Raw genomic sequence first — 25,742 nt, forward strand, 5'->3', positions numbered from 1 at the left:
GTTCCTTGCTCTTTGTTATAAATGCAAATTAACTAGAAATGATTTAGAAGATATGACAATAGGAATGTGTATGGACTATATTCATGAGTTTATAGATATGCAAAAACCACCAAAGAAAAAGGTTAGAAAAGCCACACAATCTGATTTTGATTCTTTTTAAGCACTCTTTTATAGGGTGCTTTTTTCTTTGTTTGAAAGTGGGGTGAGGATATGGCAGGTAGTAATAAAATCAAAGGTATTACGATAGAAATAGGGTCTGATACAGTAGGTTTGGAGAAAGCTCTATCAGATGTAAATAAGCAAAGTACAAAGCTTCAAACTGAATTGAAAGACGTTGAACGACTATTAAAATTTAATCCTGGTAATGCAGAATTGTTAGCACAGAAACAAAAGCTTTTAGCTGATCAAATTCAAACAACAACTCAAAAATTAAATCAGTTAAAAGAAGCGCAGTCCCAAGTTGATCAGCAATTTGCACAAGGGAAAATATCTGAGGAGCAATATCGTGCTTTTAATCGTGAACTTGTAGCAACTCAAAGTGTGTTAGATGGTTTAAAAGGGAAATTATCTATTGTTAATCAAGAACAAGATAACATTGCTAAATCTACTAGACAATTAAACACACTTTTTGAAGCCACAGGGACTAGCGTAGACAATTTTTCAAGTGCTTTAGGTGGAAGGCTTACAAATGCTATCAAGAACGGTACAGCATCTTCCAGACAGCTTGAGGATGCTATTAATAAAGTTGGAGTAACTGCCCTAGGTACAAATGCAGACTTGGATAAAATGAAACGAGCTCTATCCAAAGTTGATGACGGTGGTTCTTTAAAGTCTGTAAGGAAAGAATTAAGTCAGGTTGCTAAAGAAGCTGAGAATGCAGGGGATAAAGTTAACGGTTTTGGTGCTGAACTTTCAGGGGTTGTTGGTGCCCTTGCTGCAGGTGGCGGAATAGCAGCAACAATAGAAAAAGCACTGGATACTTCTTCTTTGAAAACTAAAGTTGACATTGCATTTGAGGTTCCAGAAGAATCTAAGGAATCTATTCGTGAAGTAATACGAAATCTTGAAGCATATGGTGTGGACGGAGCAGAAGCATTAGAAGGTGTAAGACGTCAATGGGCATTAAATAAAACAGCAAGTGACGAAGCAAATAGTTCCATAGTTAAAGGAGCATCTGTTATTTCTCAAGCTTATGCAGGAATAGATTTTATTGAACTAATTCAGGAAGTTAATGAATTATCTGGTGAAATTGGAGTTTCTAATGATCGAGCTCTTGCTTTAACGAATTCACTTTTAAAAGCGGGTTTTCCACCTGAACAATTAGATACAATTGCTGAATATGGAAAACAAATGAAAGATGCTGGTTTTTCTGCAAAAGAAATTCAAGCCATTTTTGAAGCGGGTATTAATACGAAAACTTGGAATATTGATAACCTAAATGATGGGGTGAAAGAAGCAAGGCTTCAAATGGCTAGCTTTGGTCTAGGTGTTAGTAAGGATATGAAACCTTTAATAAACAGTACTGGCATTTCTGTTAAAAAGTTTGAGGATTGGGGAAAAGCGGTAGCCAAAGGCGGAGAAGATGGATCGAAAGCTATGAGTGAGGTTGCTACATGGCTTGAAGGCATTAAGGATAAAACAGTTCAGAATGAACTTGCTACAAAAGTGTTTGGTACTAAATGGGAAGACCAGGGACAGAACATGATTGCAGTATTTAAAGGTGTATCAGATGCTACAGATAAAACAAAGCAAAATCAGGAACAATTAAATGATGCAATCTCTAAAATGAATGCTGATCCAGCGGTTCAATTGAAACAAGCATTTGCTGATTTAAAGACGGCTGCTGAACCATTTTTATTAAAGGTTGCAGAGTTAGTTTCTAAAATAGCTGAATGGGTGAAAGAAAATCCTACATTAGCTGCTACTATTGTAGCAGTAGGTACTGCACTTGGTGTATTAGTTGGTATAGCAACAACACTCGCACCAATATTTACAGCACTTTCGCTTGCTGTAGGTGCATTAGAAATTGGTTTATTACCACTTATAGGAATAATAGCAGGTATTGTAGCAGCAATAGCCTTATTAGTCGCTGCAGGTGTGGCTATATACCAAAACTGGGATGAAATTAAAGCGAAAGCCATTGAGGTATGGGGAGTTATAAAAGACTTTTTATCCTCCACATGGGAAGGAATAAAAAGTACTGCTGAATCAGTATGGACAGGAATTAAAGACTTCTTTTCTGGAATATGGGAAGGGATTACAACTGCAGCAACATCTATATGGGATGGAGTTACAGCAGTATGGACTTCAACTGTTGAAACATTAAAATCTATTTTTACTCCAATAGTTGATTTTTTTACTAGCACATGGGATTCAGTTTCCAGTGCTTTTTCTAATGCCTGGAATAACATTAAAAAAGTTTTAGAAACATCATGGAATGCAATTAAAACAGTGGCGCAATCATCTTGGGAAATTATCAAGAATGTTATCCTTGGTCCTGTTTTATTGTTAATAGATTTATTAAAAGGTGATTTTGACGGATTTAAAAGTCATTTATCACAGATATGGAATAACATTAAGACTGCTGCTTCAACTGCTTGGAATGCAATTAAGACAGCTATTTCTACAATCATAAAAGCCTTTGTGGACGGTGCTAAATCCGTATTTGAAGGATTTAAAACTGCAATAAGTACTATTTGGAATGCAATGAAAACAACTGCTTCAACAGTGTGGAATGGAATCAAGAGTGCTATTTCAAGTATTGTTAATGCCATAAAAACAACTGTTGTAAGTGTTTGGAATGCGATTAAAACAGCTATTTCAACGATTATAAATGGGATTAAGTCAACAGCTACTAGCATTTGGAATGGGATTAAATCCTCAATCACTTCCATTGTTAATGGAATGAAAACAGCTATTACAAATGTCTGGGAAAACATTAAGTCTGCTACTAAAACGGCTTTTGACCAAGTTGTTAAGTTCATTAAGGACCCATTAAAGGCAGTTGATCTATTTTCTATTGGAAAAGATATTATTCAAGGTTTACTAAATGGTATCGGTTCACTTGCTAAGTCTGTTTGGGATAAAGCTAAAGATATTGCAAATGGCATCGGTGATTCAATTAAAAAAGCACTAGGAATTCATTCACCTTCAAGGGTCACAACAAAGCTCGGAGAACACACTGGTGAAGGTTTTGCTAAAGGAATATCCAATAAACAAAAAGAAGCAGAAAAGGCAGCTAAGAAGAATGCTCAAGCGGCAGCTAAAAACTTTAAAGAGGCTTTAGATAAAGAAAATTATCGTTTTAAAATGGGTGAAGTAGATGCTCAAGCACATATAAAGTCTTTAGAAAAAATAAGAGCTCAATATGCTAAAACTCCTGAACAAGTCAGGAAAATCAATCTAGAGATTGAAAAAATCAGACAGGATTCAGTGAAAAAGCAAGCTGAATTGTTAAAACAACAATTTGAACAATCCAAATCATACATCGAAAAGAAAAAGCAAATGAATGAACTTTCTCTTGCTGATGAACTTGCTGCATGGGAACGTGTTCAAGCTAGATATAAAGTTGGATCAAAAGAAAGAGAAGAAGCCGAACAAAATGTATTCCGTGTTAAAAAAGAGATCCATGATAAGCTAACTTCTCTAAATGAAGAGTATGTTACAAAGGTTCAAGAGATTAATCAGAAGTTAATTGATGAAGAGAATGCCCTAAATGCCGAATATCAAAAGGCAGTTGAAGATCGTACGAGATCATTGTATTCATTTGCAGGGATATTTGATGAAGTCTCTCAAAAGGCTGATGTTACAGGTGATAAACTCCTTAAAAATCTTGAAGATCAAGTATCTATCTTTAGCGAATGGGCTACAAATATCCAACAACTAGCTGAAAAAGGAATAGACAAAGGGTTGCTTGCGGAACTTCGTGAAATGGGTCCTAAAGCAGCTGCAGAAGTTGCAGCTTTAAACAGTATGACTGATTCACAATTACAGGATTTTGTTCGATTGTGGAAGGTTAAAAATGAACTTGCACGTTTACAAGCGACAAGCGAATTAGAAGGACTCAAAACTGATACCAAAAAGAAAATAGATGAATTGCATAAAAACGCTAATTCCCAATTGGAGCAACTTAAAACGGATTGGACTAAGAAGGTAAAGGATATTCGTTCTGGAACTACAGCTGAATTTAACGCTATGAAAGCAAGTATGAATAGCATTGGTCAGAATACGATTAAAGGCTTAATGAATGGATTATCTTCAATGACAGGTCCTTTACTACAACAAGCTAGGGAGATTGCTAATTCTATTTCTTCCACAATCTCTAAAGCATTAGATATTCATTCGCCATCTAGAGTAATGATGAGACTTGGAGAATATACAGGGCAAGGGTTAGCTGAAGGGATGAAAAACAGTATTAGGGGCATAACCTATCAAGCAAATGAATTAGCAAGAGCTGCTGTTCCAAGTGTACCAGGTTCTGAAGTTACTAGTGGAAATGCATCAGGTTCTCAATTGCCACCCATTGAACAAAACTTCAATTTTTACCAACCTAATCCATCACCTTATGACGTATCAAGAAAAACTAAACAGGCAATGGTCCAATGGGGTATGGAATTTAATTTAGGAAGGTGATCAAGTGGCTGAAAAAGTAACTTTTATCAATTCTAGAGGGCAGTCTATTGAAATAAGTAATAGACTTCCTTTTTTATTAGAAAATATTGATGGAAAAGGTGATGTGCAAGCTGATATTCAAACGTCAAAGGCTCCTTACCAAGATGGAAATACCTTTATCGATGCCCGACTTCAACCACGTCCATTAACTCTCTATATTTCTATTATTGAATCTAGTAGAAATGGATTATTAGAAAAACGTCAATTGTTATCTTCTATTTTTAATCCTAATTTGGGTAAAGGTAAATTGATATATGAAAATGGAAGTACTAAAAGAGAAATATGGGCTGTTTCAGAAAATGTACCAACATTTCCTTTGGGTTCAGATAATAAAGGACAGTGGTATCAAAAGTCTATTGTAAATCTCTTATGCCCTGATCCATACTGGCAGGATACCAATCCAACAAATATAAAATTGGAGGACTTTGTTTCACATTTCCGTTTTCCTTTTCATTTCCCAGTACGTTTCGCATCAAGGGGAGATTCAAGGGTATTAGTTAACATTGGTGATGCACCTGCCCCAATCAAAGTTACCTTTAGGGGTGAGGTGGTAAATCCGAAGATTACCAATTTAACAACTGGAGAATTTATTTTGATAAATTATGCGATACCAGAGGGATATAACTTAATAATCACGACCGATTTTAATGGAAAAGATGTGAACATTGTTGCCCCCGACGGTGTAGAGACTAATGGAATGGGGTTTATAGATTTAAGCAGTGAGTTTTTCATGCTAAGGCAGGGAGAAAATGCAATATCGTTTCTTTCAGATGGTGGCAAACCAGAGGTATATGTTGAATTTAGAAATCGTTATGTAAGTGTGTAAGTAATTGGAGGTGTTGTTATGGCAGAGAATTTTAGTTTTTTTGATCCAGTTGAAGTTGCTCCAGGAGTGTGGGATCGTGAGTATTTTGCACAACAATTTACTGATTATTTCCGAAGGTTAGTTACGACTGGAGTTATGAAAGGTGAAAGTGGTGAACTGAAAGTTTCCACAGAAGGAAATTCAATGATTACCACCCTTAGTACAGGGGTTGCTTATGTGGTAGGTAGAAGTTATGAAAATACTAGTCCATTAACGCATACGCATGATACCGAAGTACTTGGGAAAAATCGTATTGATAGAATTGTAGTAAGGTTAGATTTAAGAACTGAATCTCGGTTTGTAAAATCATTTATTAAAAAAGGTGTACCTACAACGGTTCCTGTTGCCCCTGCATTACAAAGAGATCAATTTATTTATGAAATCTCTTTAGCACAAGTAAAAATTATCGGTGGTCAAACTTATATCAATGCAAATGATGTGATTGACGAAAGAGGGAAAACAGATATTTGTCCATGGGCAGGGTCTAAGATTCTTCCCAACTTTGACCAAGCAGGGCTAGAAGAGCATATTCATGATTATAAAGAACATATACCATATGCAGTAACTACAGGCGGTACAAATGAAGTATATGATATCTCTCTTGATGGAGTTACAGATTTATATGAGGGTTTAGCGGTATCAATAAAAATGCATAAACAAAGTGGGGTTCCGGTCTTTTTAAGAATAAATGGTTTAAATACTAAGTTAATAGTAAAACCAAACGGTCAAAACCCAAGTGCATTAAAGAAAGATGGAATATATACGTTACGATATAATGGAAATTCTTTTATCTTACAGGGTGAAGGGGGGAGTGGTACAGCAATTGTAGGTGATGTTTTAACAGGGAAAACTTTTACCAACGATGAAGGTGAATTTACTGGGACAATGCCAAATAGGGGAGCAGTATATATAACTCCAACAGAGAGTTTGCAATATATTCCCGCAGGTTATCATAATGGAGCAGGATATGTAAGAGGGGCGCAATTATATAAAAAGGTAGTTGTTGATAAAACAGTTAGTATTCCTTATAACGCTGCAAGGGTAACAATACCAATTTATGTGGGGTTCCCACCTAGAGAATGGGCAGTGGAAATTAATAATTTAGGGTTTAATAGTAATTATAATCTAAGTGGAGTAATTGGTATTGTGTTTGGAGGAACATATGTAGGGGATACTTTAAGGTTAGATTATGGTGGTAACGCACCGACTGTATCAAAACAGTTATATTGTTGGGTACATCAAGGCTACAACACCTATGTTAGTGGTAACTACCTATATTTTGATTTAGAGTTTATAACAGCAGAGGAAGGTTTTAAAGGTTTATATCCACCAGTTGCCCAAACAAGGGATTTAAAATTTACAATTTGGGGTTAGATTATAAGGAGGTATTAAAAATAATGCAGGTTATTCTAGGAAGAAGACTTTATTATAACATTATTACTGGTGTAATATTGTACGATACTGGCGAAAGAATGGGAGAAAATATTGTAGATTCTACAATAGAAGATGATTTTAAATATTCATTAGAATTGAGAAATCAAAATAGAGATATTGTAGATTATTTACAATTAGAGCCGGGGCAATATAATGAAGAATTTTCAGAAGCAGTAACTTACAGAGTTAATCCAGAAACAAAAGAATTAGAGTTTGGTTATGAAATTAACAATGATTACACTGGTTTTCAATCTCCATATAAAAAACAAATAGATGAACTAAAAAAAGAAAACGAAGAATATAAAAACAGAATTGCAGATTTAGAAATAATTTTATCTGAAACATTATTAAATAATTAATTTTTGATAAGATAAGGAGTTGTTTTATAGTGGCTGCATTAGCGGATTATAAAATTAGGGTAATAGCAAGAGCCTGTGTAACTCGGTATGAACGTGGTGAGGGAGATATTGCAACTATAGTTAAAAGTTATGGTATGGATGAAGAAAATGAAAACTTAGTATTTGCATATATTTATGTAATTAGACCAGATATTGAACAAAAAGAAGAACAACCAACAAACGCTGAATAGGCGTATTTTTTATGCTCTAAAAAGGCGGTGACTAGATGCAAAAACCTATTAGAATCTTATCTGCAGACATGGATATCTTAGGAGAAACAGAAGCCTATGAATCTATGTTTTTCACTAGACGTTTCCACACATTTGGAGACATTGAATTAAAAATCAATCGTTATAAAAAACATGCTGATAAATTACTCAAAGGAAACCTTATTCTTGTTGGAAAAGAATTGAATAAGGTTTTTATTATTAAACATCGAGAAATAGATCTAGACGAAAATGGAAAGGCAACAGAAAACTGGCTTGTTAAAGGATTATCTTTGCAAGCCGTTGTTACTCAAAGGATAACCATCCCACCTGCCTACACAGCTTATGACTATAAGAGTGGTAATGCTGAAACAGTTATGAAACATTACATTGAAAGGAATATTGTCAATCCAGTAGATCCTAGGCGAAAGATTTCACAACTTGTTATTGCGCCGAATCAGAACAGAGGACCATCTATTTCCTGGCAATCACGTTATAAAAATCTTTCAGAGGAAATGACAGAAATCAGCTTAGCAACTGGATTAGGTTGGGATGTCACACTTGATTTAAAGAATAAACAATGGGTCTTTGATGTTGTGGAAGGAAAGGATGTATCAGTAAATCAATCAATTCATCCGCCTGTTATTTTCAGTCCACAATTTGAGTCTTTGCAATCCCTTCACTACACAGAGAGTGAATTAAATTATAAAAACTCTGCTTATGTTGCTGGGCAAGGTGAAGGTGTAGAAAGACGTATAGTTGAAGTTGGGAAAGAAGTTGGGTTATCTCGACATGAGATATTTATCGATGCACGGGATATTCCAGAAACAGAGGATATTGAAGTTCCTGATGGTGATGGTGGAACTACTAATGAAACTATTCCTAGACCTGTTGCAGACATCATAAAAGACCTAACAGACAGAGGAAATCAACAATTGGAACAACTAATTCAAGAGCATTATCTTGAGGGACAGATATTAACTTATAGTCCTTTTAAATATGAAAAGGATTATAATCTTGGCGATATTACAACCATTCAAAGTAAGGATTGGGGAGTAACATTAGATACCAGGATAACTGAAATCAAAGAAATTTATGAGGAAAATGGATTCCGAATCGAAGGAACATTTGGAAATAACAGGCCCACTTTAACTCAAAAGATTAAGCAGGAATTGGCTCAAATGAGTGGGGAAGTAAGGAAATAACAACAACACCATAACCACAGCAATGCCTTGAACCGATCAAGGCTATTTTTATGTAGGCGGTGATGCCATATGGATGCCAATCTAGCACAATATTTTTTAACCCAAGGACCCTTTGCGGTTCTTTTTGTTTGGCTTTTTTATTCTTCAAGAAAGGAAAGCCAAGAGAGAGAAAAACAACTGTATCAAACAATAGATGATCAGAATGAGATCATTAAAAGGTTTAGTACGAAATACGATATCATCATTACTAAATTAGACGATATGGAAGAACGATTACCACCTAGGTAGTCGTTCTTTTTATTTTCTAGAAGGGAGGTGAGATTTATGGATAAGGGTACTGTTATTAGAACTATAGTTTTGGCTATTGCTTTAGTGAATCAGTTCCTTGTAGGATTCGGTCTTTATGAAATACCGGGTACAGAGGAAGAACAGACAGCAGTGATTTCTTCCACATTCACATTTGTAACTGCAACAATTGCTTGGTTTAAAAATAACTATGTAACAGCAAAGGGGAAAAAGCAAAAAGAAGTGTTGAAAAAAGAAGGTTTAACGAAATCTAAGTAAGAGCAATGACTAAAAGATTACTTTTTTCTAAATAGCCTTTCCGAAAAAGGACAGGTTAGCATAACAATAGATTAAGAAATAATTATTTCTTTTGAAAACTGTAGCCAGCTATGTACCGATCGTATTAATATCTTTTAGGTGGTGCATTATGGAAGAACGAGTATCGAAACTTGAAAGTGATATTTCAGATGTTAAAACAAGGCTTGCAGTAGCAGAATCAAACATTAAAGACATAAAAGAAGATATCGCAAGTATAAAAAGCAATACGACTTGGATTTTGAGAATTGTTATTGGTGCAGTTGTTTCTGCGGTTTTAGGATTAATAATTAAAGGAGGAATGTAAAAAGTATCGTAAAGAGCGACAGCAATTAGTTGTTGCTCATTTTATTTTAAAAGGAGTTTTGTAAATGAAAATAGCAATCGATGCTGGACACGGAAAAAATACTCCAGGTAAACGTACTCCTGATAATTCCTTACATGAATGGGAGTTTAATAGTGGAGTAGTAACGAAACTAATAAATAAGTTAAATACGTGTGAGAATGTTTCAATATTAAGGACTGACGATCCAACAGGTAAAACAGATGTTTCTTTGAAATCCAGAACAGACAAAGCAAACAAATGGGGTGCTGATGTATTCTACTCTCAACACGGAAACGCTGCATATAGTTCATGGAATAGCGCAAACGGTCTTGAAACATTTGTATATACTTCATGGCCAAAGGATTCATTAGCATTCGCTAAAGTAGTACAAGAATATGTTGTTAAAGCTACAGGGTTACGTGATCGAGGAGTAAAAGCTAAAGACCTTCATGTACTGCGAGAAACAAATATGACAGCAATCCTACAAGAAGGCCCATTTATGAGTAATAAAAAAGAAGCGGAATTATTAAAATCAGAGGAATTCCGTGAGAAGTATGCAGAAGCAGTATTTCAAGCTTTTGTATCTCACTTTAAATTAAAAATCAAAGAGGTATCTAAATCAAATGTAAAGGATGAATCCAAAGTGGAAAAGAAAATTTCTTTTTATACTGGTGGATATTCGGGAGATTCGCTTATAAAGATTCATAATTTCCTTATTCAAAAAGGATATTATTATAAGCCTACTCGTAATGAGAGTGGATCGCTTTCCTTTGAAATTGGACAGTTTACAGAAGGAACAGAAAAAGCTAAAGAAATGGAGCAATTCTTAAAAAGCATTAATGCCTGGTATCAAATTAAATAATTTTAAAAGGGGAAGTATGGTTACCTGGAGTGGGTTACTTCCCCTTAAACGGAACACCAAAAGTAATCTCTTGGGTAAAAATATTATTTGTCAGTTAGATTAAACTTATTCAAATTAAATGTTTAAATTATTTTTTTATATCAATACTATAAATAAATCCTGCATGTATAATATTCAAAAAGATGAAAGCTCCTTCAAATTGAGGGAGTTTTTGTTATTTTGTAAGACAACCCAATCAAAAACACTTAATAATAATAAAATGTATTAAGCAGTTAATTATCCAGCAATAAACTATTTATGTTTATTGGGTAATTTATTGTCTATTTCTAAATAACTCCCCACTCATTAAGGCTTTCTCTTTAAAGAGAGGGCTTTTTTTACTTTACAAGATATAATTTTCCGTTTCTACTTAACCTCTGCACTTCTGCTGTAATATCAATTGTTTCCTCATATATAACCTTATTAATTTCAATCCTTTTATTTTCATGTTTTCTTTTGAATTGTTTAATGTAAATGTATGTATATTTAGCAGCATCTTCTGCACCGTTAAATGGGGATAGTGTGGAAAATCTACAACCTTTTCGATAATACTTATCCTCAAATTTTAGATAAATATCAATGTTTATGGTCAAAATACTCACCTCAGTTTAATTATGAAGGTTTTTAGTTGTTATTGCCATATAAGTAATACTTCAATAATTCTTCAGTTCGATTTCTAAGCCTTGGGTTAAAATATCTATGGATATCCTCATACCCTTTATAGATAAAAACATATTGTGTAAATGATTCATCAGTTTTAACCTTTTCCACTTTTATTTGATTTTGTTTCATGTATCGTTTTACATCGGATAATTCTTTTTGGACAGTTATAATTGTTTTTTCAATCCATTCTGTATATGGTGATTTTAATTTTATTTGGCTATTATTAATTAATTTTAAATCTTGGTTCAGAACGATTATTACCATAGGTAAATATATAGCTTTTTCAATAACAGCCTGATCCTTTTCAGGGATTAGTTTCATTCTTTATCCCTCACTTTTTTTCTTTAATTATATACAAACATTTGTTCTTAAATCAAGTTGAAAACGAACTACTGTTCGTATATAATTTATAAAAAGAGCGAATATTAAGGAGGGCAATCGATGAATGGTTTACTTCTTAGAGCAGTAGAAACACACGAAAAGCTTGAAATGATTTATTTATCTAATAAAGGTGAGATTACTCAAAGAGTTATCCATGTAGAAAAAGTAGGGGATCAGTCTTTTAGAGCATATTGTTATACACGTAAACAGGTTCGAACTTTTAAAGTAAGCAACATTTTATCGATTGCACCTTTAAAAATGCATAGAAGAGGGGCATAACAACAATGAGTAATAACAACATCCATGACAGAGGTATGAAAAAATGGTATGGATTTATGATGCCTGAACATGTAGCTGAAACAAAACAAATGTGGATAGATAGTCAAAAAATTAACATGCCGATATTTGATGAAGATAGAATTTCGGAGTTTGAGCAATTGATTAGGTATGCTAAAGATTATAATTTATATGTAGATTTATCATTATATGAGGATGGATTTGAGAAAAAATTACTTTGTTGTATTAAATCAATTGACCAATTAATGAAAGAGATTAAAGTAGTAACAGAAGAAGGGATTGAGTTTGTCCGATTTGATAAGATATTAAATGTAACTGTAATAGATTAAAAACCGCCCTTATGGACGGTTAACTTATTGCCTTTATATAATCATTATAAGTTGGCTCAGTAATTTTAAAGTCATGTTTACATTCTATACATCTAAATTTTAATCTTGCTTTAGACTTTCTAACAATAAATGCAGAAATTATAAATACAATTCCAAATGGTATCCCGATTATCGTTATACAGAATAAAATTCCCACAGACATACAAAACTGAAATAATCCAATAGCACTGCTCTTTACTTTGTTCCCTCCACATTGAGAACAAGTTACAATTGTTTGACCTTTCATTCATCTTCCCCCTTAATTAATTCTTCCATCTTTACACCTAATTCTTGAGATATTATAAATGATTGTATCAAATCTGGCTGGGTTTTATTTGTGGCCCAGCGAGAAAATGTTTGATTTGATACTCCACACTTTTTTGCTAAATGGCTGTGTTTAATGCCTTTTTGTTCTGCCCAAAAAGCTATTTTATTCAATATCATACTAATTCACCTTCTCCATTATTACCAATTCTACACAATTTCGTTTAATCCTTTTAATGTTTTTGTGTAAAAAAATAAACAAAAATGTATACGGACAAGCAATTTTTTGGGCCATTGACCATACAATGAACTATACAAAGAAGGGAGAGTGAGAAAGAATGGATCCTTTCACATTTGGATTAGTATTTGTAGGTGCTACAGGCGGAGCATTAGTAGGAGTTGCTCTACTTGATAAAACTAGTATAGCAATCAATGGATCAATAGTGTCTATCGTAATGGAGGTGATTAAGTACGGAGGAATTTTGTATTTAATGAAAGAACTCAGCAAGATTTTCCTTTAAGATAGACAGAAAAAAAAGATATATGTATATATGTCGGACTTTAGATGAACAAAAATAAACTAGCTCTATTCCTACTTATCTATAACTTTGTATACTTCAATGAATTATTCACTAAATGAAATTTACAATGAAGTGTTCATAGAAAAGGAGAATGACTATGTCAGTGAATGGTATGTTGAGATCAATGTTTCAAAGCTTGGCAGATAGCAAGTGGAACAAAGACCGATTAAGAAGAAATCAATTTGATGAATTAAACGAACCCTTCTTGTTTTCATCCAGTCATCTAAATACCATTTTTGAAGAGTGTGAGACGAAGGAAGAGTATGAATCCATATTAGATCACATGTACAAATTTGATGCTTGTGAAGTCGATAGTTATAAGGCAATTGAAAATAAAATTATTGATAAGTTGTGGTGAAAAGGAGGGTTAATAATGATTGAATGGTTAGCACTACCTGCAATTATTACAGGAGCAGCACTTATTCCAAAGAAAAAAATAACTGATGAAAAGAAGATTCAAACCATCTTTGAAAATAGGAGAGTGGGAATCAAAAAGGATGATTCATTTTTATATCCAAAATTGTACAAAAAACATGATAATGAACAGTATTCAACTTACTTATATACATTACCCTTGGGAATACCTTCAGAAGCATTTGAAACCATAAAATCAGCTATTGTGGACGGTCTAAACAAGGATATTGAAATAGAGTTTGATGGTCTTTTGAAAATTAAAGTTTACAAGCAAAAGTTGCCAGAAAAATGGTCATACACAGATGATTTATTGAATGAGGGAAAATGGGAGATACCCATTGGAAGAAATCACGAAGGCATCTTATATCATGACTTTGATAAATATCCTCATATGCTTGTAGGAGGTGTAACAAGGTTTGGTAAAACAGTTTTAATCAAAGAGATATTTTATTCATTACTCATGAATCAAATGGAGAATGTAGAATTTTATATTCTTGATTTAAAAGGTGGAATGGAGTTTGGTCATTATGTTGGTATTCCACAAGTCAAAGAAGTATCGAGTGATATATTTGAATCTACAGAATTACTTTCCACAATTATTGAAGACTTGAAAGAACGTCAAAAATCTATGAGATTGAAGCAATATACCAATATTGTTGATACACCTATCCAGAAAAGAACTTTTATCATTGTGGATGAGGGTGCAGAACTATCTCCAAATATTGTGGAAGGTGATTCTAAGAAGTATGCAAAGTTTTGTCAGGCTGCATTATCAGAAATTGCTCGTATTGGTGGGGCATTAGGATATAGATTAATCTTTTGTACTCAATATCCAACTAAAGAAGCTGTGCCAATGCAAGTGAAAATGAATATTGTAGCAAGATTATCTTTTATTGCTGCAGCTCAAATTGCAAGTAGAGTCATCTTGGACGATATAGGAGCTGAAGATCTTCCTTCTATACCAGGAAGAGCCATTTACAAAATAGAAAAGAATCGTACCATACAAGTTCCATATATTGATGATAAATATATGTTTAGCAAGTTGGAGGGGAAACAAGATGCTGTTATCAACGCAGTCAAGGATAGAAAATCTACTCACAACAATTGACCAACTTGGAATGGTTACAATCAGGCAATTAAGACAAAAGCATGATTTAAAAAGCTACCGTAATGCATGTAGAGTTATTAACCAACTTGATCCATACATTCATACAACCTTTTTTAACAAAGAAAAAGTTCTCTATTTGAATAAAGATGGACGCGAATTTGTTGGGTCTACAAAAGAAGTGAAACGGAATGCTCTTATAGAACACATATTGCTGTCCAATGAAGTATATTTTCACTTCAAATGCCCATTAGATTGGCAAAGAGAACATGTCTTTGAATTAGAAGCTCAAATGAAAAAGCACGAAATAATTGTAAATGGTGGTTTAAAAATAGCAAACAAAAAAATTATTGCTGATGCTTCATTCACCAGAAATGGTTATATACATTTTATCGAAATTGATAATACACGAGACATGTCGGACAATAAGAAAAAGATAGAGAGTTACATTGATGTATTAAAACAAATTAGGTTATCTACACTTTATATCTTCACAAAGAGTAACATTAGAAAACGAAAATTCGAGTCCTTGATCAAACAAAATAATCTAAGAGCTTATGTTCACACTTTTGATGAAATTAAATAAGTCTCATAAATTCAACTCGAAATAAAGGGTAAACTCGAATTTGAATAGAATAATATAAAAAAATAGTGTTTTTCGAAAGGAGTCCATTTCATGAAACAATTAATTGCATCAATATACTTGTCCTTTGGTTTTTTGTTTTATATGTTTACTTTTTTTGATAACTTCTATCAAAGAGGTATAACTACATTTATTTCGTTATTATTTATCTTGGTTGGTATTATTTATTTGATAAAAGGTATTAGTGAATCTAAAAAACAAGGTAAATAATGTTTTCTAGTTGATTCCCATAAATTCATCATCAAAATAAAGCTTGTCCATAATGTTGTTAACAATCCCATTAAAATATCCAAATTTATTCTTAATACTCATTCCACTTTTAACCTTCATAACCAACTCTTTTAGTGCCTTAATTCCAATATGTAATTCTTGTTTATCAGTAAATGCTCGAGTGCCTTCCACATGATTGATGATAGGATTGTTCTGTTTAACCACTTTCCAAAATTCATTGATAGTTATAGCTTCATGATAGAAACAGTTAGCAAGTTTTCCAAATTGTTCTGGAACCCAAGAAGCAATAAAATTCGCTTGAGCAAATGAAACGATTGCTTTACGTTTATTATTAATCTTTTGTTTTAAAGAACTAGAATTGGTTTTAATGGTCGGACACTTCTCGGTCTTTTTAGGAGGTGTCTTGTCGGACACATCATTTTTAGCTGGAATGATCTGAATTGCATTAGCAGTTTGAAGCATATCGGATTTTCTTTTCATTGGTATTTGACGGATCATTCCTAGTTCCTCTAATTTTTTCATTAAGCGTTGTACAGTTTTATAAGATAGTTCTAACTTATCAGCAATAGTATTTTTAGACATGTAGCTAACACCTATTTGCTTGCAGCTATGGCGCTTTAATACTTCGAGTAATGCAATAAGTCTAGTTTGTACGTCAGAACGGCTCACTCTCGTTTTAATGATGTCTCTATAAATACGAACAGTTTCATTCATGTCTTCAATATCAGTGAATGTTGAAAGATTGTGGAAGGAATCCACACTTGCTATTACATCAATTTTCTTTTTCATACTAAAACTGCTCCTTTAAGAAAGAAAAAAGCAACGGTTCACCATAAGACAAACCATTGCTTTATCAAACTACACGTAATAAAATACATGTAAGGAGTACAGCAAGTGTTTGCCTAGTCTACTTAGGCGGACGGTATGAGAGTGTTGGTAGCACTACTTATACACGTTGTGCTTCTTCTTTTTATTTCGATTTAAGTTTTAGTATTCATTACCAGCCGTTTGTGGAGCAGGAAAAACAGAAGTACTTTTCGAAGGCATCAATGAAGCATTAAAGCAAAAACAGCGGGTATGTATCGCAACTCCAAGGACAGATGTTGTCCTTGAGCTCGCACCTCGACTACAGAAGGTATTTCCCACTATCCAAGTTGTGGCCCTGTATGGTGGGAGTGAGGATCGAAACCAATTTTCTCCACTCACAATCTCCACCACCCATCAATTATTTCGATTCTACCATGGATTTGATCTCATGATTGTCGATGAAGTTGACGCCTTTCCTTATTCCTATGATCATACCCTGCAATGGGCGGTGCAAAAAGCTGCAAAAAATAATGCGGCAAAAATCTATTTATCGGCGACTCCAAACCAAACATGGCAGCAGGAATGTCTCTCTGGAAAACGACCTTATGTTACTATCCCCGCAAGATTCCATCGTCGACCATTGCCAATACCTGAATTTGCTTGGTGTGGCAACTGGAAAAAGTCCTTTGAAAAAGGGAAACTTCCTCCGAAAATTGAGAAGTGGATCAAAGCAAGATTGCAAGCAAATAAGCAAGCATTAATCTTTCTTCCAAACATCAAATTAATGGAAAAAACAGCCCCACTTTTTCAACAATTACATCCAAACATAGAAACGGTTCATGCTGAAGATCCCAATCGTAAGGAAAAAGTAGAAAGAATGCGGAAGAAAGAAACCCCTATTCTACTCACAACGACGATTCTGGAGCGTGGTGTCACCTTTCCAAACATCGATGTCGCGATAGTAGGAACGGAGGACGGAATCTTTACCGAAGCAGCCCTTGTCCAAATTTCGGGCCGTGTTGGTAGAAGCGCCCAATATCCAAAGGGAACGATTACTTTTTTTCACCATGGAAAGACAATGGCGATGAATAGAGCATACAGCCATATCGTTCAGATGAATAGAGAAGCAAGAGAAAGGGGATTGATTGATGCATGATTATTGTTTGAATTGCCATATACCTATCGCATTTGAACCGAAATGGACTACACTTTTCCTACCACAGCCTGCCCAATATTTATGTAATGACTGTGAAAATAAGCTTATTCCAATCAAACCACCAATCTGTCATACCTGTGGTCGACCAATGGAAAATCTCCCAAAGGAATATATTGTAGAAGAAACCCTCTGCCTCGATTGCCAACGATGGGAAGAAGATCAGAAATGGAAAGGAGTGCTTGATAAAAATATTTCCTGTTATGAATACGATGATTTTCTTAAAGACATCATCGCACGCTTCAAATTCCGCGGCGATTATATTCTTAGCAAGATTTTCTCGCGAAAAATAAATGAGATCTTAAAAACTCTCGATTATGATTCCATCGTCTCTATCCCGCTTAGTCAAGAAAGATTAAAGGAAAGAGGCTTCAATCAAGCAACAGCACTCGCTAATGAAGCAGGATTACAGGTAATGGATATTCTAAATCGCACCCATACCGAAAAACAATCAAAAAAATCTCGTCAAGAACGGATACAGCTTCAACAAATTTTTACAGTAAGGAACCCATCAGCAATTATGAACCGATCCATTATTCTGATTGATGATATATACACAACAGGGTCAACTCTCAGACATGCGGCGAAGGAACTGAAAGAAGCAGGTGCAAATTCGGTAACTGCCCTTACGGTAGCACGTGGATAAAAAAGTAAATTAGGTTTAACAAATTTATCAATACATCCGATATAATAGAGGTACAAGTATACATTAGGAGGATGACCCTGATGCCTGAACTAGAAAACTGTCCGAAATGCGGAAATCTCTATTTAAAAAATAATATACGTGATGTATGTGGATCATGCTATAAAGAAGAAGAAAAACTTTATGATATCGTCTATAAATTCCTGAGAAAACGTGAAAACCGTTCAGCTACAACAGAAACAGTTGTTGAAGAAACAGGTGTAGAGGAGGAGTTACTCTACAAATGGGTACGAAAAGGACGCTTACAGCTTGCCCAATTTCCTAACCTCGGCTACCCATGTAGTAAATGTGGAACACTAATTAAAAATGGTAAGCTATGCTCAGACTGTGCAGGCAAAATTAAAAATGACCTTGAAGTACTTGATAAAGAAGAAAAGCGCAAAGAGGAATTAAGAAACCGGACCTATTATAGTCAAAATTAATAGGTGAAGCGAAAGTCCTATCAATTGGATCCAAACCCATCGTTTGGATTTTTTTAATAGGAGAGTAGAAATTTCAGTACCTTTTAAAGTTGAAGAGGTACTGATCTGTCTAGTGAAAAACGTATTGTTACACATTTACCCTACAATAATCGGTCTGTAGTTTGTCTAGCGTGAAGACTGAGAAGATGAAATAATCTTTTCAAATTTCTCTCATACATGCCCTATTGAACAAGTACTTATTCTTTTTCTAATTATTGGGCAAAATCTACTATAAAAGTTTTTCCATTTTATCCGATATAATATATATACAAGGGATACGTTCGAACGAAAGGGGCGTAAAAATTATGAAAATCAATAATTACGGTACACACGGAATTAATCCATATAAAAAACAAATGAATAAATTTGAACAAGCGAATAAGAGCGGAAAACAAACAGATAAAGTGGAAATATCTTCGAAGGCGAAGGATATGCAAACTTCTACTATTGAACAGGCTCGTCGTGCAAAAGTCGAACAGTTAAAAATCGAAGTACAACATGGTCAATATAAAGTCAACCCAGAGCTAATCGCTAAAGGGATCAAAAACTTTTATCAAGGAAAATAAAAAGGAGGGTTCTCCATGTCCGCTTCCACTGAAACGCTTATCGAGGCTTTAGAAAAATTATACCAACTTCATGAAAAACTATATGAACTCTCCGAAGCAAAAACAGAAATCATCAAAAAAGGGGATATGGAAGGCCTTCAAAAAATGCTTAAGGACGAACAAACCTTTGTTGCAGCCATTAATACGATGGAAAAACAACGGCAAGAGGCCGCTAAACAACTATTAGGTAAATCTGAAGCAACAGAAATCACTCTAACTAACTGCATAGAAGCAGTAACAGGGAATGACAAGGAAATACTTAATGAACTGAAAGAGAAGATTTTGTCAGTAGTCAATAAATTAAAAGATCGCAATGAATTAAATCAACTACTGATTCATCAAAGCCTTCAATTTGTCAACATGACAATCGATATGATCCAACCCCGACCTGAGTCAATGAACTACGGCAGACCGGATCAAAAAAAGATGAAAAAATCAACAGTATCAACCTTTAATTCAAAAGCATAACATGCTTGCTAACCAAACGGAGGTAACACAAAATGTTTTCTACATTTCATGGATTAGAAACAGCCAAACGAGGCATGAACACCCAACAATCCGCACTATATGTAACAGGCCAAAATATCTCAAACGCAAATACTTTAGGCTACACAAGACAACGCGTAAATTTTGAAGCATCACCGGCATACCCAGCAGCATCAATGAATCGTCCACAAATACCTGGACAAATGGGGACAGGGGTACAGGCAGGATCGATACAGCGTGTACGTGAATCCTTCATTGACCAGCAATATCGTGGTGAAAATAATAAGTTCGGCTATTGGAGTACGAAAGCAGAGTCACTTGCGAAACTGGAAGACATTATGAATGAACCAAGTGATTCAGGTTTAGCTGCGACACTTGGGCAGTTTTGGCAGTCACTTCAGGATTTAAGTGTCAATCCTGAAAATGATGGTGCAAGATCTGTCGTTCTACAACGTGGACAGGCAGTTGCTGAAACCTTTCATTACTTAAGTTCTTCTATGAAAGAAGTAAAAAAAGATTTAGGAAATGAGATTAATGTGTCTATTAGAAACATTAATTCTATTCTTGAACAAATAGGAAATGTAAATAAACAAATTTCTGAAATTGAACCACATGGATATATACCGAATGACTTATATGATGAACGGGATCGTTTGGTGGATGAGCTATCAAGTTACGTTAATATTAAAATAGAGACGACCAAAAGTGGTGGTAACCCATCTTCAATTGCTGAAGGCATTTACAATATAAAAATGATAGATGAGAACGGTCAAGAAACGTCTTTAATTGACGGATCTAAATTTGGAAAAATAACTGAAATTGATGAAGAAACCTCATTAGGTCAATTAAATATTATTGGTTCTGATAATAGTAGTAATAATCTTAGTTTTGATAAGATAGCAAAAGGAAAGTTAAGTGGATTAATAGAGAGCTTTGGATATTTAGAAAATGGAAACGGAACTGAAAAAGGTATCTATCCGGAAATGCTAAAGCAGCTAAATGATTTAGCGTCTACTTTCATTACAAAATTTAATGAACAGCATGTTAAAGGATGGACATTAGATGGTAATCAGGGTGAGGAGTTTTTTGGCGGTTCCAATGCTGAAGATATTAAAGTCCTAATTACATCAAATGAGAATATTGCCGCTGCTGGATCTAAAGATTCGGTTGCAGGGGATGGCAAGAATGCAATAGATTTAGCAAATGTTCAAAGTACAGCAAATATTACATCAAAATATCAATCTATCATTGGAAAACTAGGAGTAGACGCGCAGCAAGCAAACCGTCTAACTGCTAACAGTGGAAACCTTCTTCAATCTGTTGATGAAAGACGACAATCAGTTAGTGCGGTTTCAATAGATGAAGAGTTTATAAATATGATTAAATATCAGCAAGCTTACAATGCATCTGCTAGAAATATTACTATTGTCGATGAAATGCTAGACAAAATAATCAATGGCATGGGCCTTGGTGGAAGATAAGGAGAGTAGTAAATTATGCGTGTAACACAATCAATGCTTTCTAATAACTTTTTAAAAAATATTAGTAATAGCTATGAAAAAATGGGGAAAATATCGGAACAAATGCAAACACAAAAGAAAATTACACGTCCCTCTGATGACCCGGTTGTTGCAATGAAAGGAATCGCATACCGGACTAGCTTAACAGAAGTTCAACAGTTTAAACGGAATTTTTCTGAAGCGCACAACTGGCTGGATAATACGGATGCAGCTCTCGATCAAGCTACCAAAGCATTACAGCGTATTCGGGAATTAACTGTAAAAGCAGCAAACGGAACCCTAGAATCTGATCAAAGAGAAGCAGTTGCTAAAGAAATTGAACAACTCCGTGACCAATTAAAAGAAATTGGTAACACTCAAGTTGGAGATAAATATCTTTTTAATGGTACAGATACGTTAAATAAACCAATTGGTGACATCGCTAATAACCCATCAGATGTTTCGAACAATTCCAATTCAGTAAAACTAGAATTATCTAAAGGCGTTTATATTGAAGTGAATTCAACCGATGTATTTAATAAGGATCTTTTTGAAGGATTAAATAAATTAGTAGATGACTTGAAATCGGGGAATGATCAGGTAGATTTAAATGATAGCATAGTTGACATCGATAAAAGCATTAACCACATAATAAATGAACGTGCAACAGTGGGAGCACGTAGTAACCGTATAGATTTAATGGAAGACCGGATTGATCAACAAGAAATTAATGCAACTAAGATGATGTCAAAAAATGAAGATGTTGATATGGAGAAGGTCATTACAGATCTTATTACACAAGAAGCTGTGCAGAGAGCCTCATTAGGAATGGGTGCACGAATTATTCAGCCAACACTATTAGACTTTTTACGCTAAAGCTATTCTCGACGGATAGCTTTTTTTACTAGAGGTGAAAATAAATGAAGCTACCACAAATTAGACTAGAATCACAATATGCAAAAATACAAATGGATACAACACCAGCCACACAATCAATAGAACAACCAAAAGCTGAGATAGATATACAGCAACCAAGAGCAGAATTACATATAAATCGAACTCCATCAAAATTTACGGTCGATCAATCACAGGCTTGGGCAGACATGGATCTTAAACCGATATCCAAAAGAATTGAGGAATTTTCACAAAATGGCTATAAAGAATGGCTGAATGGCATTGCACGTAGAGCGCAAGAAGGTGAGCAAATGATGAAGTTTGAAAAGGGAGGCAATGTCATTGCCTCTATTTCTGAACAGAACAGCAAACTTCGTACATATGACTTTAATGTCGGTTTTGTTCCATCGCCATTTAGCGTGAAAACATATTTTGAACCTGCAAAACTTGATATTCAGTGGGAGACTGAAAAGGTAATTAATAATACCAAATCACGAAAACTAATAGTAGAGTATAACCCTGGACAAGTAGAAATTGAAATGGAGCAATATGAAGATTTAAAAATAGATTTTGCAAATTTAAAATTTGTTGGTGTTAACTTTGATCAGGAAATATAGGAGTGAATGAGCATGAGGTTACAAACGAAATATCATGGTGAGATAGAATGGGATCAAGATTTGAAATGGGCTTTTGAAAACGGAATCCCCGGGTTTCCAGAAGAAAAAGAATTTATTATTTTGCCTTTACCAGAAAATGAAGTATTTATGATTATGCAATCTTTGAAGTCCCCTGATATCGCATTTGTATTAACTAGTCCTTTTAGTTTTTTTACCGACTATGAGTTTGAGTTAGACGTTCAAACAATTGAATCACTAGAAATAGAAACGGAAGAGGACGTACAAGTGATGGTGATCCTTACGGTGCATGAACCTTTTAGTAAAACCACAGCAAATTTACAAGCACCTATTATTATTAATATAAAAAATAATAAATCTAAACAGGTTGTTTTGAATGATAAAAAATATAAGACTAAACACCTTCTCTTAAGTGAAAATTATGAGAAAGTAAAGGAGTGAGGAGATGTTAGTATTATCAAGGAAAAAAGGTGAATCTATTCAAATTGGAGAAGATATTGAAATTCAAGTCGTTTCTATTCAAGGAGATCAAATAAAAATCGGAATTACTGCTCCAAGGAGTATTGAAATTCATAGAAAAGAGGTCTATCAGGAAATTCAATCGGAAAATACAAGTGCAGCAAGAGGAATTACTGATTTACTAAAAATTATCCCAAAAACAAATAAACAATAAAATTTTTTAAATAAACTATTAAACCTCTTCGAATCTTGACGATATAAATAGTGTAAGGGAGGAACTAGGGCGGCCGACCTAGTGACTTACTAAAATATTCGTTCACAAGGACGTGAACAAAACAATATTCAAGGAGGAAACTAAATATGATTATCAATCATAACATTGCGGCATTAAACACATACCGCCAATTAAATGCTGGATCTTCAGCAGCATCTAAAAACATGGAAAAATTATCATCTGGACTTCGTATCAACCGTGCTGGAGATGATGCAGCGGGTCTTGCTATTTCTGAAAAAATGCGTGGTCAAATTCGTGGTTTAGATATGGCTGCTAAAAATGCTCAAGATGGTGTATCTTTAATCCAAACAGCTGAGGGTTCATTAAATGAAACTCATTCAATCCTTCAACGTATGCGTGAACTAGCAACTCAAGCTTCCAATGATACAAACACGTTTACTGATCGTAAGGAAATTCAAAAAGAAATTAACCAATTGAAAGAAGAAGTTGATAGAATTGGTAACAATTCTGAATTCAATACACAAAAACTTTTAGATGGTACATTCTCTGGTAAAAAGCTTCATATTGGTGCTAACGAAGGTCAAACATTAGATATTGAGTTTAGTGACATGAGAACTGATAAATTAGGTACAATTGTAAGTGGAAATGTTGCTTCAGGTAAATCAGTTGCAGATCTATATGTATCAGGGGTCGATTCATTAACAGCTGAACCTGCATCTGGAAATGTTGGTGTTCTTACTCAAGCTGGTGCTGAAGCTGCTATTACAGTTATTAATGATGCAATTGAAAAAGTGTCTGCTGAACGTTCTAAAATGGGTGCATGGCAAAATCGTTTAGAGCATACAATTAACAATTTAAACAATTCTAGTGAAAATTTAACAGCTGCTGAATCTCGTATTCGTGATGTAGATATGGCGAAAGAAATGATGGCTTTTACAAAGAATAATATCCTAACTCAAGCTGCACAATCAATGTTAGCTCAATCAAATCAAATGCCTCAGGGAGTATTACAACTTTTAAGGTAATTTGTTATAGGGCGTCTTAACCAGTAATGGGTAAGAATATGACTGGGTGAATTGCTGGGAATTTCTAAAGCTTTTCTTACCACAACGTAATTGGAAACGATAAACGTGATGGTTAGAAAAAAGGAAAGATGTACAATGGATAATCAGCAGCCAAGTCCCTGTCTCGAAAGAGTGGGAAAGGTTCAACGACTAGAGAATACAGTCTAAGGGTGATTTTTCCTATGATTATGAATCTCGTAGGGCAGTGAAACTGTTCGAAGTGCCCAGCTCCTTGTTATTTCAAGGATGAAGATATAGTCTATTCTGTATCCGAAAGGAACAGTGGCAAAGCAAGCCAACCAACAACCACAAGGAGTTCTTCAACTTCTTCGTTAATACTTGTTTAGAAACCACCATAATTTTTTATATGGTGGTTTTTTTATATTGGAAGAAACAAAAAGATAATAGAAATTAATTAAAATATGCTATAGTTCAGTACAAATATGTGTGATAGAATATTTTGATCGTTTACTAGAGAGGATGTTAAAGACAGAAACTAAAGTAGAAAGAAGGGCCTTTAATGGTTTCAGGGAAAGTAGTGCGGTGGAGAACAGTGCAAAACCCTTTTAAGGAATGATCAGTAACAGAGGCTTTCAGTTCAAATCAAAACCACCCATGTACCCGGGTGGTTTTGATTTGCTAGCAAAAATTGATTTTTGTTAGGAATATTTTAGAGTTTTGATTGAAATAATTTCTATAGCTTTAATCTATTAATTTATATTGAACAAAAAATATCTGCTACTCATTCAGTCAGTCAATCTTTTGGTCTTCTATTAGTAATTTGTGAAGTGAATCATAAATTATCAAAAAATTTTTTTTGAAAACTATTTTTAGATAGTGTTTAGTAATGTTATTCAATTTTTTTATAAACAGTTTAAAGCTAGGCCCTTTGATGTTATGGATTGTAAAGATAATTATACGCTGTAAGAAAGTTTCTATATTTTTGAATTGATTAACTATTAGATGACTAATGTATAACGAGTCGAAATCTTTGGATAATTAGATATAACCTACTAGGATTTACAAAACTTTAGAATTTTAGGATTAGAAGACGCTTTATTCTAAGTTCATTTAAACATGACATAATTTTTGTTTTCGTTTTGTTTTGGAGCAATGTTCTCTTTTTTTA

At 34.2% G+C, this 25,742-nt stretch carries 32 protein-coding genes and 1 pseudogene; 28 read left to right on the forward strand and 5 right to left on the reverse strand.

From position 1 onward, the window contains the following. The first annotated feature begins 210 nt into the window (after positions 1-210). From I5818_RS05995 to I5818_RS06040, 10 genes are all read left to right on the forward strand, one after another. Positions 211-4,632 (forward strand): phage tail protein, encoded by a 4,422-nt coding sequence (locus I5818_RS05995; protein WP_078109224.1) that lies wholly within the window; start codon positions 211-213, stop codon positions 4,630-4,632. Between the two features lie 4 nt (positions 4,633-4,636). Continuing rightward, positions 4,637-5,497: a phage tail family protein gene (locus tag I5818_RS06000; RefSeq protein WP_078109223.1), complete on the forward strand. Its 861-nt coding sequence runs from the start codon at positions 4,637-4,639 to the stop codon at positions 5,495-5,497. An 18-nt stretch (positions 5,498-5,515) separates the two neighbouring features. Continuing rightward, on the forward strand, positions 5,516-6,910 hold the full coding sequence (locus I5818_RS06005) for a hypothetical protein (protein WP_078109222.1): 1,395 nt from the start codon (positions 5,516-5,518) through the stop codon (positions 6,908-6,910). 23 nt (positions 6,911-6,933) lie between these two features. Then, the gene (locus I5818_RS06010; protein WP_078109221.1) at positions 6,934-7,329 is read left to right on the forward strand and encodes a hypothetical protein; all 396 of its coding nucleotides are present in this window, start codon (positions 6,934-6,936) and stop codon (positions 7,327-7,329) included. Between the two features lie 29 nt (positions 7,330-7,358). Then, positions 7,359-7,559: a hypothetical protein gene (locus I5818_RS06015; protein WP_078109220.1), complete on the forward strand. Its 201-nt coding sequence runs from the start codon at positions 7,359-7,361 to the stop codon at positions 7,557-7,559. Between the two features lie 35 nt (positions 7,560-7,594). Then, a complete protein-coding gene (locus I5818_RS06020) occupies positions 7,595-8,779 on the forward strand; it encodes a siphovirus ReqiPepy6 Gp37-like family protein (protein ID WP_078109219.1) in 1,185 nt (394 codons plus the stop codon). A 69-nt stretch (positions 8,780-8,848) separates the two neighbouring features. Beyond that, positions 8,849-9,067, forward strand: a complete 219-nt coding sequence (locus I5818_RS06025) for a BhlA/UviB family holin-like peptide (protein ID WP_078109218.1) — start codon at positions 8,849-8,851, stop codon at positions 9,065-9,067. Between the two features lie 27 nt (positions 9,068-9,094). Then, a complete protein-coding gene (locus I5818_RS06030) occupies positions 9,095-9,343 on the forward strand; it encodes a phage holin (protein ID WP_209391870.1) in 249 nt (82 codons plus the stop codon). 148 nt (positions 9,344-9,491) lie between these two features. Beyond that, positions 9,492-9,686: a hemolysin XhlA family protein gene (locus tag I5818_RS06035; protein WP_058006851.1), complete on the forward strand. Its 195-nt coding sequence runs from the start codon at positions 9,492-9,494 to the stop codon at positions 9,684-9,686. Between the two features lie 64 nt (positions 9,687-9,750). Continuing rightward, positions 9,751-10,566, forward strand: a complete 816-nt coding sequence (locus I5818_RS06040) for an N-acetylmuramoyl-L-alanine amidase family protein (RefSeq protein WP_209391871.1) — start codon at positions 9,751-9,753, stop codon at positions 10,564-10,566. A gap of 377 nt (positions 10,567-10,943) precedes the next feature. Here the strand turns inward: I5818_RS06040 and I5818_RS06045 are convergent, their stop codons facing one another. Then, the gene (locus I5818_RS06045) at positions 10,944-11,198 is read right to left on the reverse strand and encodes a hypothetical protein (protein ID WP_078110617.1); all 255 of its coding nucleotides are present in this window, start codon (positions 11,196-11,198) and stop codon (positions 10,944-10,946) included. A gap of 31 nt (positions 11,199-11,229) precedes the next feature. Continuing rightward, positions 11,230-11,589 carry a YhjD family protein gene (locus tag I5818_RS06050; protein WP_078110616.1) on the reverse strand — a complete coding sequence of 120 codons (360 nt, stop codon included), beginning with the start codon at positions 11,587-11,589 and terminating at the stop codon, positions 11,230-11,232. A 120-nt stretch (positions 11,590-11,709) separates the two neighbouring features. Between I5818_RS06050 and I5818_RS06055 the strand changes: the two genes are divergently transcribed. Together I5818_RS06055 and I5818_RS06060 are read left to right on the forward strand one after the other, a co-directional pair. Beyond that, positions 11,710-11,928: a WYL domain-containing protein gene (locus I5818_RS06055; protein WP_078110615.1), complete on the forward strand. Its 219-nt coding sequence runs from the start codon at positions 11,710-11,712 to the stop codon at positions 11,926-11,928. Between the two features lie 5 nt (positions 11,929-11,933). After that, positions 11,934-12,275, forward strand: a complete 342-nt coding sequence (locus tag I5818_RS06060; RefSeq protein ID WP_078110614.1) for a YolD-like family protein — start codon at positions 11,934-11,936, stop codon at positions 12,273-12,275. Between the two features lie 19 nt (positions 12,276-12,294). On the opposite strand, the gene I5818_RS06065 is transcribed toward I5818_RS06060, so the two are convergent. Continuing rightward, positions 12,295-12,561, reverse strand: coding sequence for a DUF5362 family protein (locus I5818_RS06065; protein WP_078110613.1), 267 nt, complete (start codon positions 12,559-12,561; stop codon positions 12,295-12,297). Next, positions 12,558-12,758 carry a helix-turn-helix transcriptional regulator gene (locus tag I5818_RS06070; protein WP_078110612.1) on the reverse strand — a complete coding sequence of 67 codons (201 nt, stop codon included), beginning with the start codon at positions 12,756-12,758 and terminating at the stop codon, positions 12,558-12,560. Before I5818_RS06070 ends, I5818_RS06065 begins: the two co-directional genes overlap by 4 nt. Positions 12,759-12,916: 158 nt before the next feature. Between I5818_RS06070 and I5818_RS06075 the strand changes: the two genes are divergently transcribed. From I5818_RS06075 to I5818_RS06095, 5 genes are all read left to right on the forward strand, one after another. Then, on the forward strand, positions 12,917-13,099 hold the full coding sequence (locus I5818_RS06075; protein ID WP_078110611.1) for a hypothetical protein: 183 nt from the start codon (positions 12,917-12,919) through the stop codon (positions 13,097-13,099). 157 nt (positions 13,100-13,256) lie between these two features. After that, the gene (locus I5818_RS06080) at positions 13,257-13,517 is read left to right on the forward strand and encodes a hypothetical protein (protein ID WP_078110610.1); all 261 of its coding nucleotides are present in this window, start codon (positions 13,257-13,259) and stop codon (positions 13,515-13,517) included. A 15-nt stretch (positions 13,518-13,532) separates the two neighbouring features. Beyond that, a complete protein-coding gene (locus I5818_RS06085) occupies positions 13,533-14,681 on the forward strand; it encodes an FtsK/SpoIIIE domain-containing protein (protein WP_078110609.1) in 1,149 nt (382 codons plus the stop codon). After that, the gene (locus I5818_RS06090) at positions 14,632-15,264 is read left to right on the forward strand and encodes a replication-relaxation family protein (protein ID WP_078110608.1); all 633 of its coding nucleotides are present in this window, start codon (positions 14,632-14,634) and stop codon (positions 15,262-15,264) included. Before I5818_RS06085 ends, I5818_RS06090 begins: the two co-directional genes overlap by 50 nt. A gap of 90 nt (positions 15,265-15,354) precedes the next feature. Beyond that, positions 15,355-15,531, forward strand: coding sequence for a hypothetical protein (locus tag I5818_RS06095; protein ID WP_161809511.1), 177 nt, complete (start codon positions 15,355-15,357; stop codon positions 15,529-15,531). A 6-nt stretch (positions 15,532-15,537) separates the two neighbouring features. Here the strand turns inward: I5818_RS06095 and I5818_RS06100 are convergent, their stop codons facing one another. Then, positions 15,538-16,341 carry a helix-turn-helix domain-containing protein gene (locus I5818_RS06100; protein ID WP_078110607.1) on the reverse strand — a complete coding sequence of 268 codons (804 nt, stop codon included), beginning with the start codon at positions 16,339-16,341 and terminating at the stop codon, positions 15,538-15,540. A gap of 214 nt (positions 16,342-16,555) precedes the next feature. On the opposite strand from I5818_RS06100, the pseudogene I5818_RS06105 reads away from it, so the two are divergent. The 11 genes and pseudogenes from I5818_RS06105 to hag form a co-directional block, all read left to right on the forward strand. After that, positions 16,556-17,515, forward strand: a pseudogene (locus I5818_RS06105) (ATP-dependent helicase ComFA); the annotation flags it as partial. After that, positions 17,508-18,218, forward strand: a complete 711-nt coding sequence (locus I5818_RS06110; RefSeq protein ID WP_078110605.1) for a ComFC family protein — start codon at positions 17,508-17,510, stop codon at positions 18,216-18,218. The pseudogene I5818_RS06105 and the gene I5818_RS06110, both read left to right, overlap by 8 nt. 80 nt (positions 18,219-18,298) lie before the next feature. Further along, complete coding sequence (locus tag I5818_RS06115; RefSeq protein ID WP_078110604.1) at positions 18,299-18,697, forward strand: TIGR03826 family flagellar region protein; 399 nt, start codon at positions 18,299-18,301, stop codon at positions 18,695-18,697. A 344-nt stretch (positions 18,698-19,041) separates the two neighbouring features. Further along, entirely contained in the window at positions 19,042-19,302 is a 261-nt protein-coding gene (flgM, locus tag I5818_RS06120; RefSeq protein ID WP_078110603.1) for a flagellar biosynthesis anti-sigma factor FlgM, read from the forward strand. A gap of 15 nt (positions 19,303-19,317) precedes the next feature. After that, positions 19,318-19,809, forward strand: a complete 492-nt coding sequence (locus I5818_RS06125; RefSeq protein ID WP_078110602.1) for a flagellar protein FlgN — start codon at positions 19,318-19,320, stop codon at positions 19,807-19,809. Positions 19,810-19,841: 32 nt separating this feature from the next. Then, a complete protein-coding gene (gene flgK / locus I5818_RS06130) occupies positions 19,842-21,308 on the forward strand; it encodes a flagellar hook-associated protein FlgK (RefSeq protein ID WP_078110601.1) in 1,467 nt (488 codons plus the stop codon). 15 nt (positions 21,309-21,323) lie between these two features. Beyond that, positions 21,324-22,202 (forward strand): flagellar hook-associated protein FlgL, encoded by an 879-nt coding sequence (flgL, locus tag I5818_RS06135; protein ID WP_078110600.1) that lies wholly within the window; start codon positions 21,324-21,326, stop codon positions 22,200-22,202. A gap of 44 nt (positions 22,203-22,246) precedes the next feature. Then, the gene (locus I5818_RS06140) at positions 22,247-22,837 is read left to right on the forward strand and encodes a DUF6470 family protein (RefSeq protein ID WP_078110599.1); all 591 of its coding nucleotides are present in this window, start codon (positions 22,247-22,249) and stop codon (positions 22,835-22,837) included. Positions 22,838-22,849: 12 nt separating this feature from the next. Then, positions 22,850-23,296 carry a flagellar assembly protein FliW gene (fliW, locus tag I5818_RS06145; RefSeq protein ID WP_078110598.1) on the forward strand — a complete coding sequence of 149 codons (447 nt, stop codon included), beginning with the start codon at positions 22,850-22,852 and terminating at the stop codon, positions 23,294-23,296. 4 nt (positions 23,297-23,300) lie between these two features. Next, positions 23,301-23,528: a carbon storage regulator CsrA gene (gene csrA, locus I5818_RS06150; RefSeq protein WP_078110597.1), complete on the forward strand. Its 228-nt coding sequence runs from the start codon at positions 23,301-23,303 to the stop codon at positions 23,526-23,528. Between the two features lie 146 nt (positions 23,529-23,674). Next, a complete protein-coding gene (hag, locus tag I5818_RS06155) occupies positions 23,675-24,574 on the forward strand; it encodes a flagellin Hag (protein WP_078110596.1) in 900 nt (299 codons plus the stop codon). Positions 24,575-25,742: the final 1,168 nt, after the last annotated feature.

This window comes from Heyndrickxia oleronia (assembly GCF_017809215.1).
In the GTDB taxonomy this organism is placed as follows: Bacteria; Bacillota; Bacilli; order Bacillales; family Bacillaceae_C; genus Heyndrickxia; species Heyndrickxia oleronia.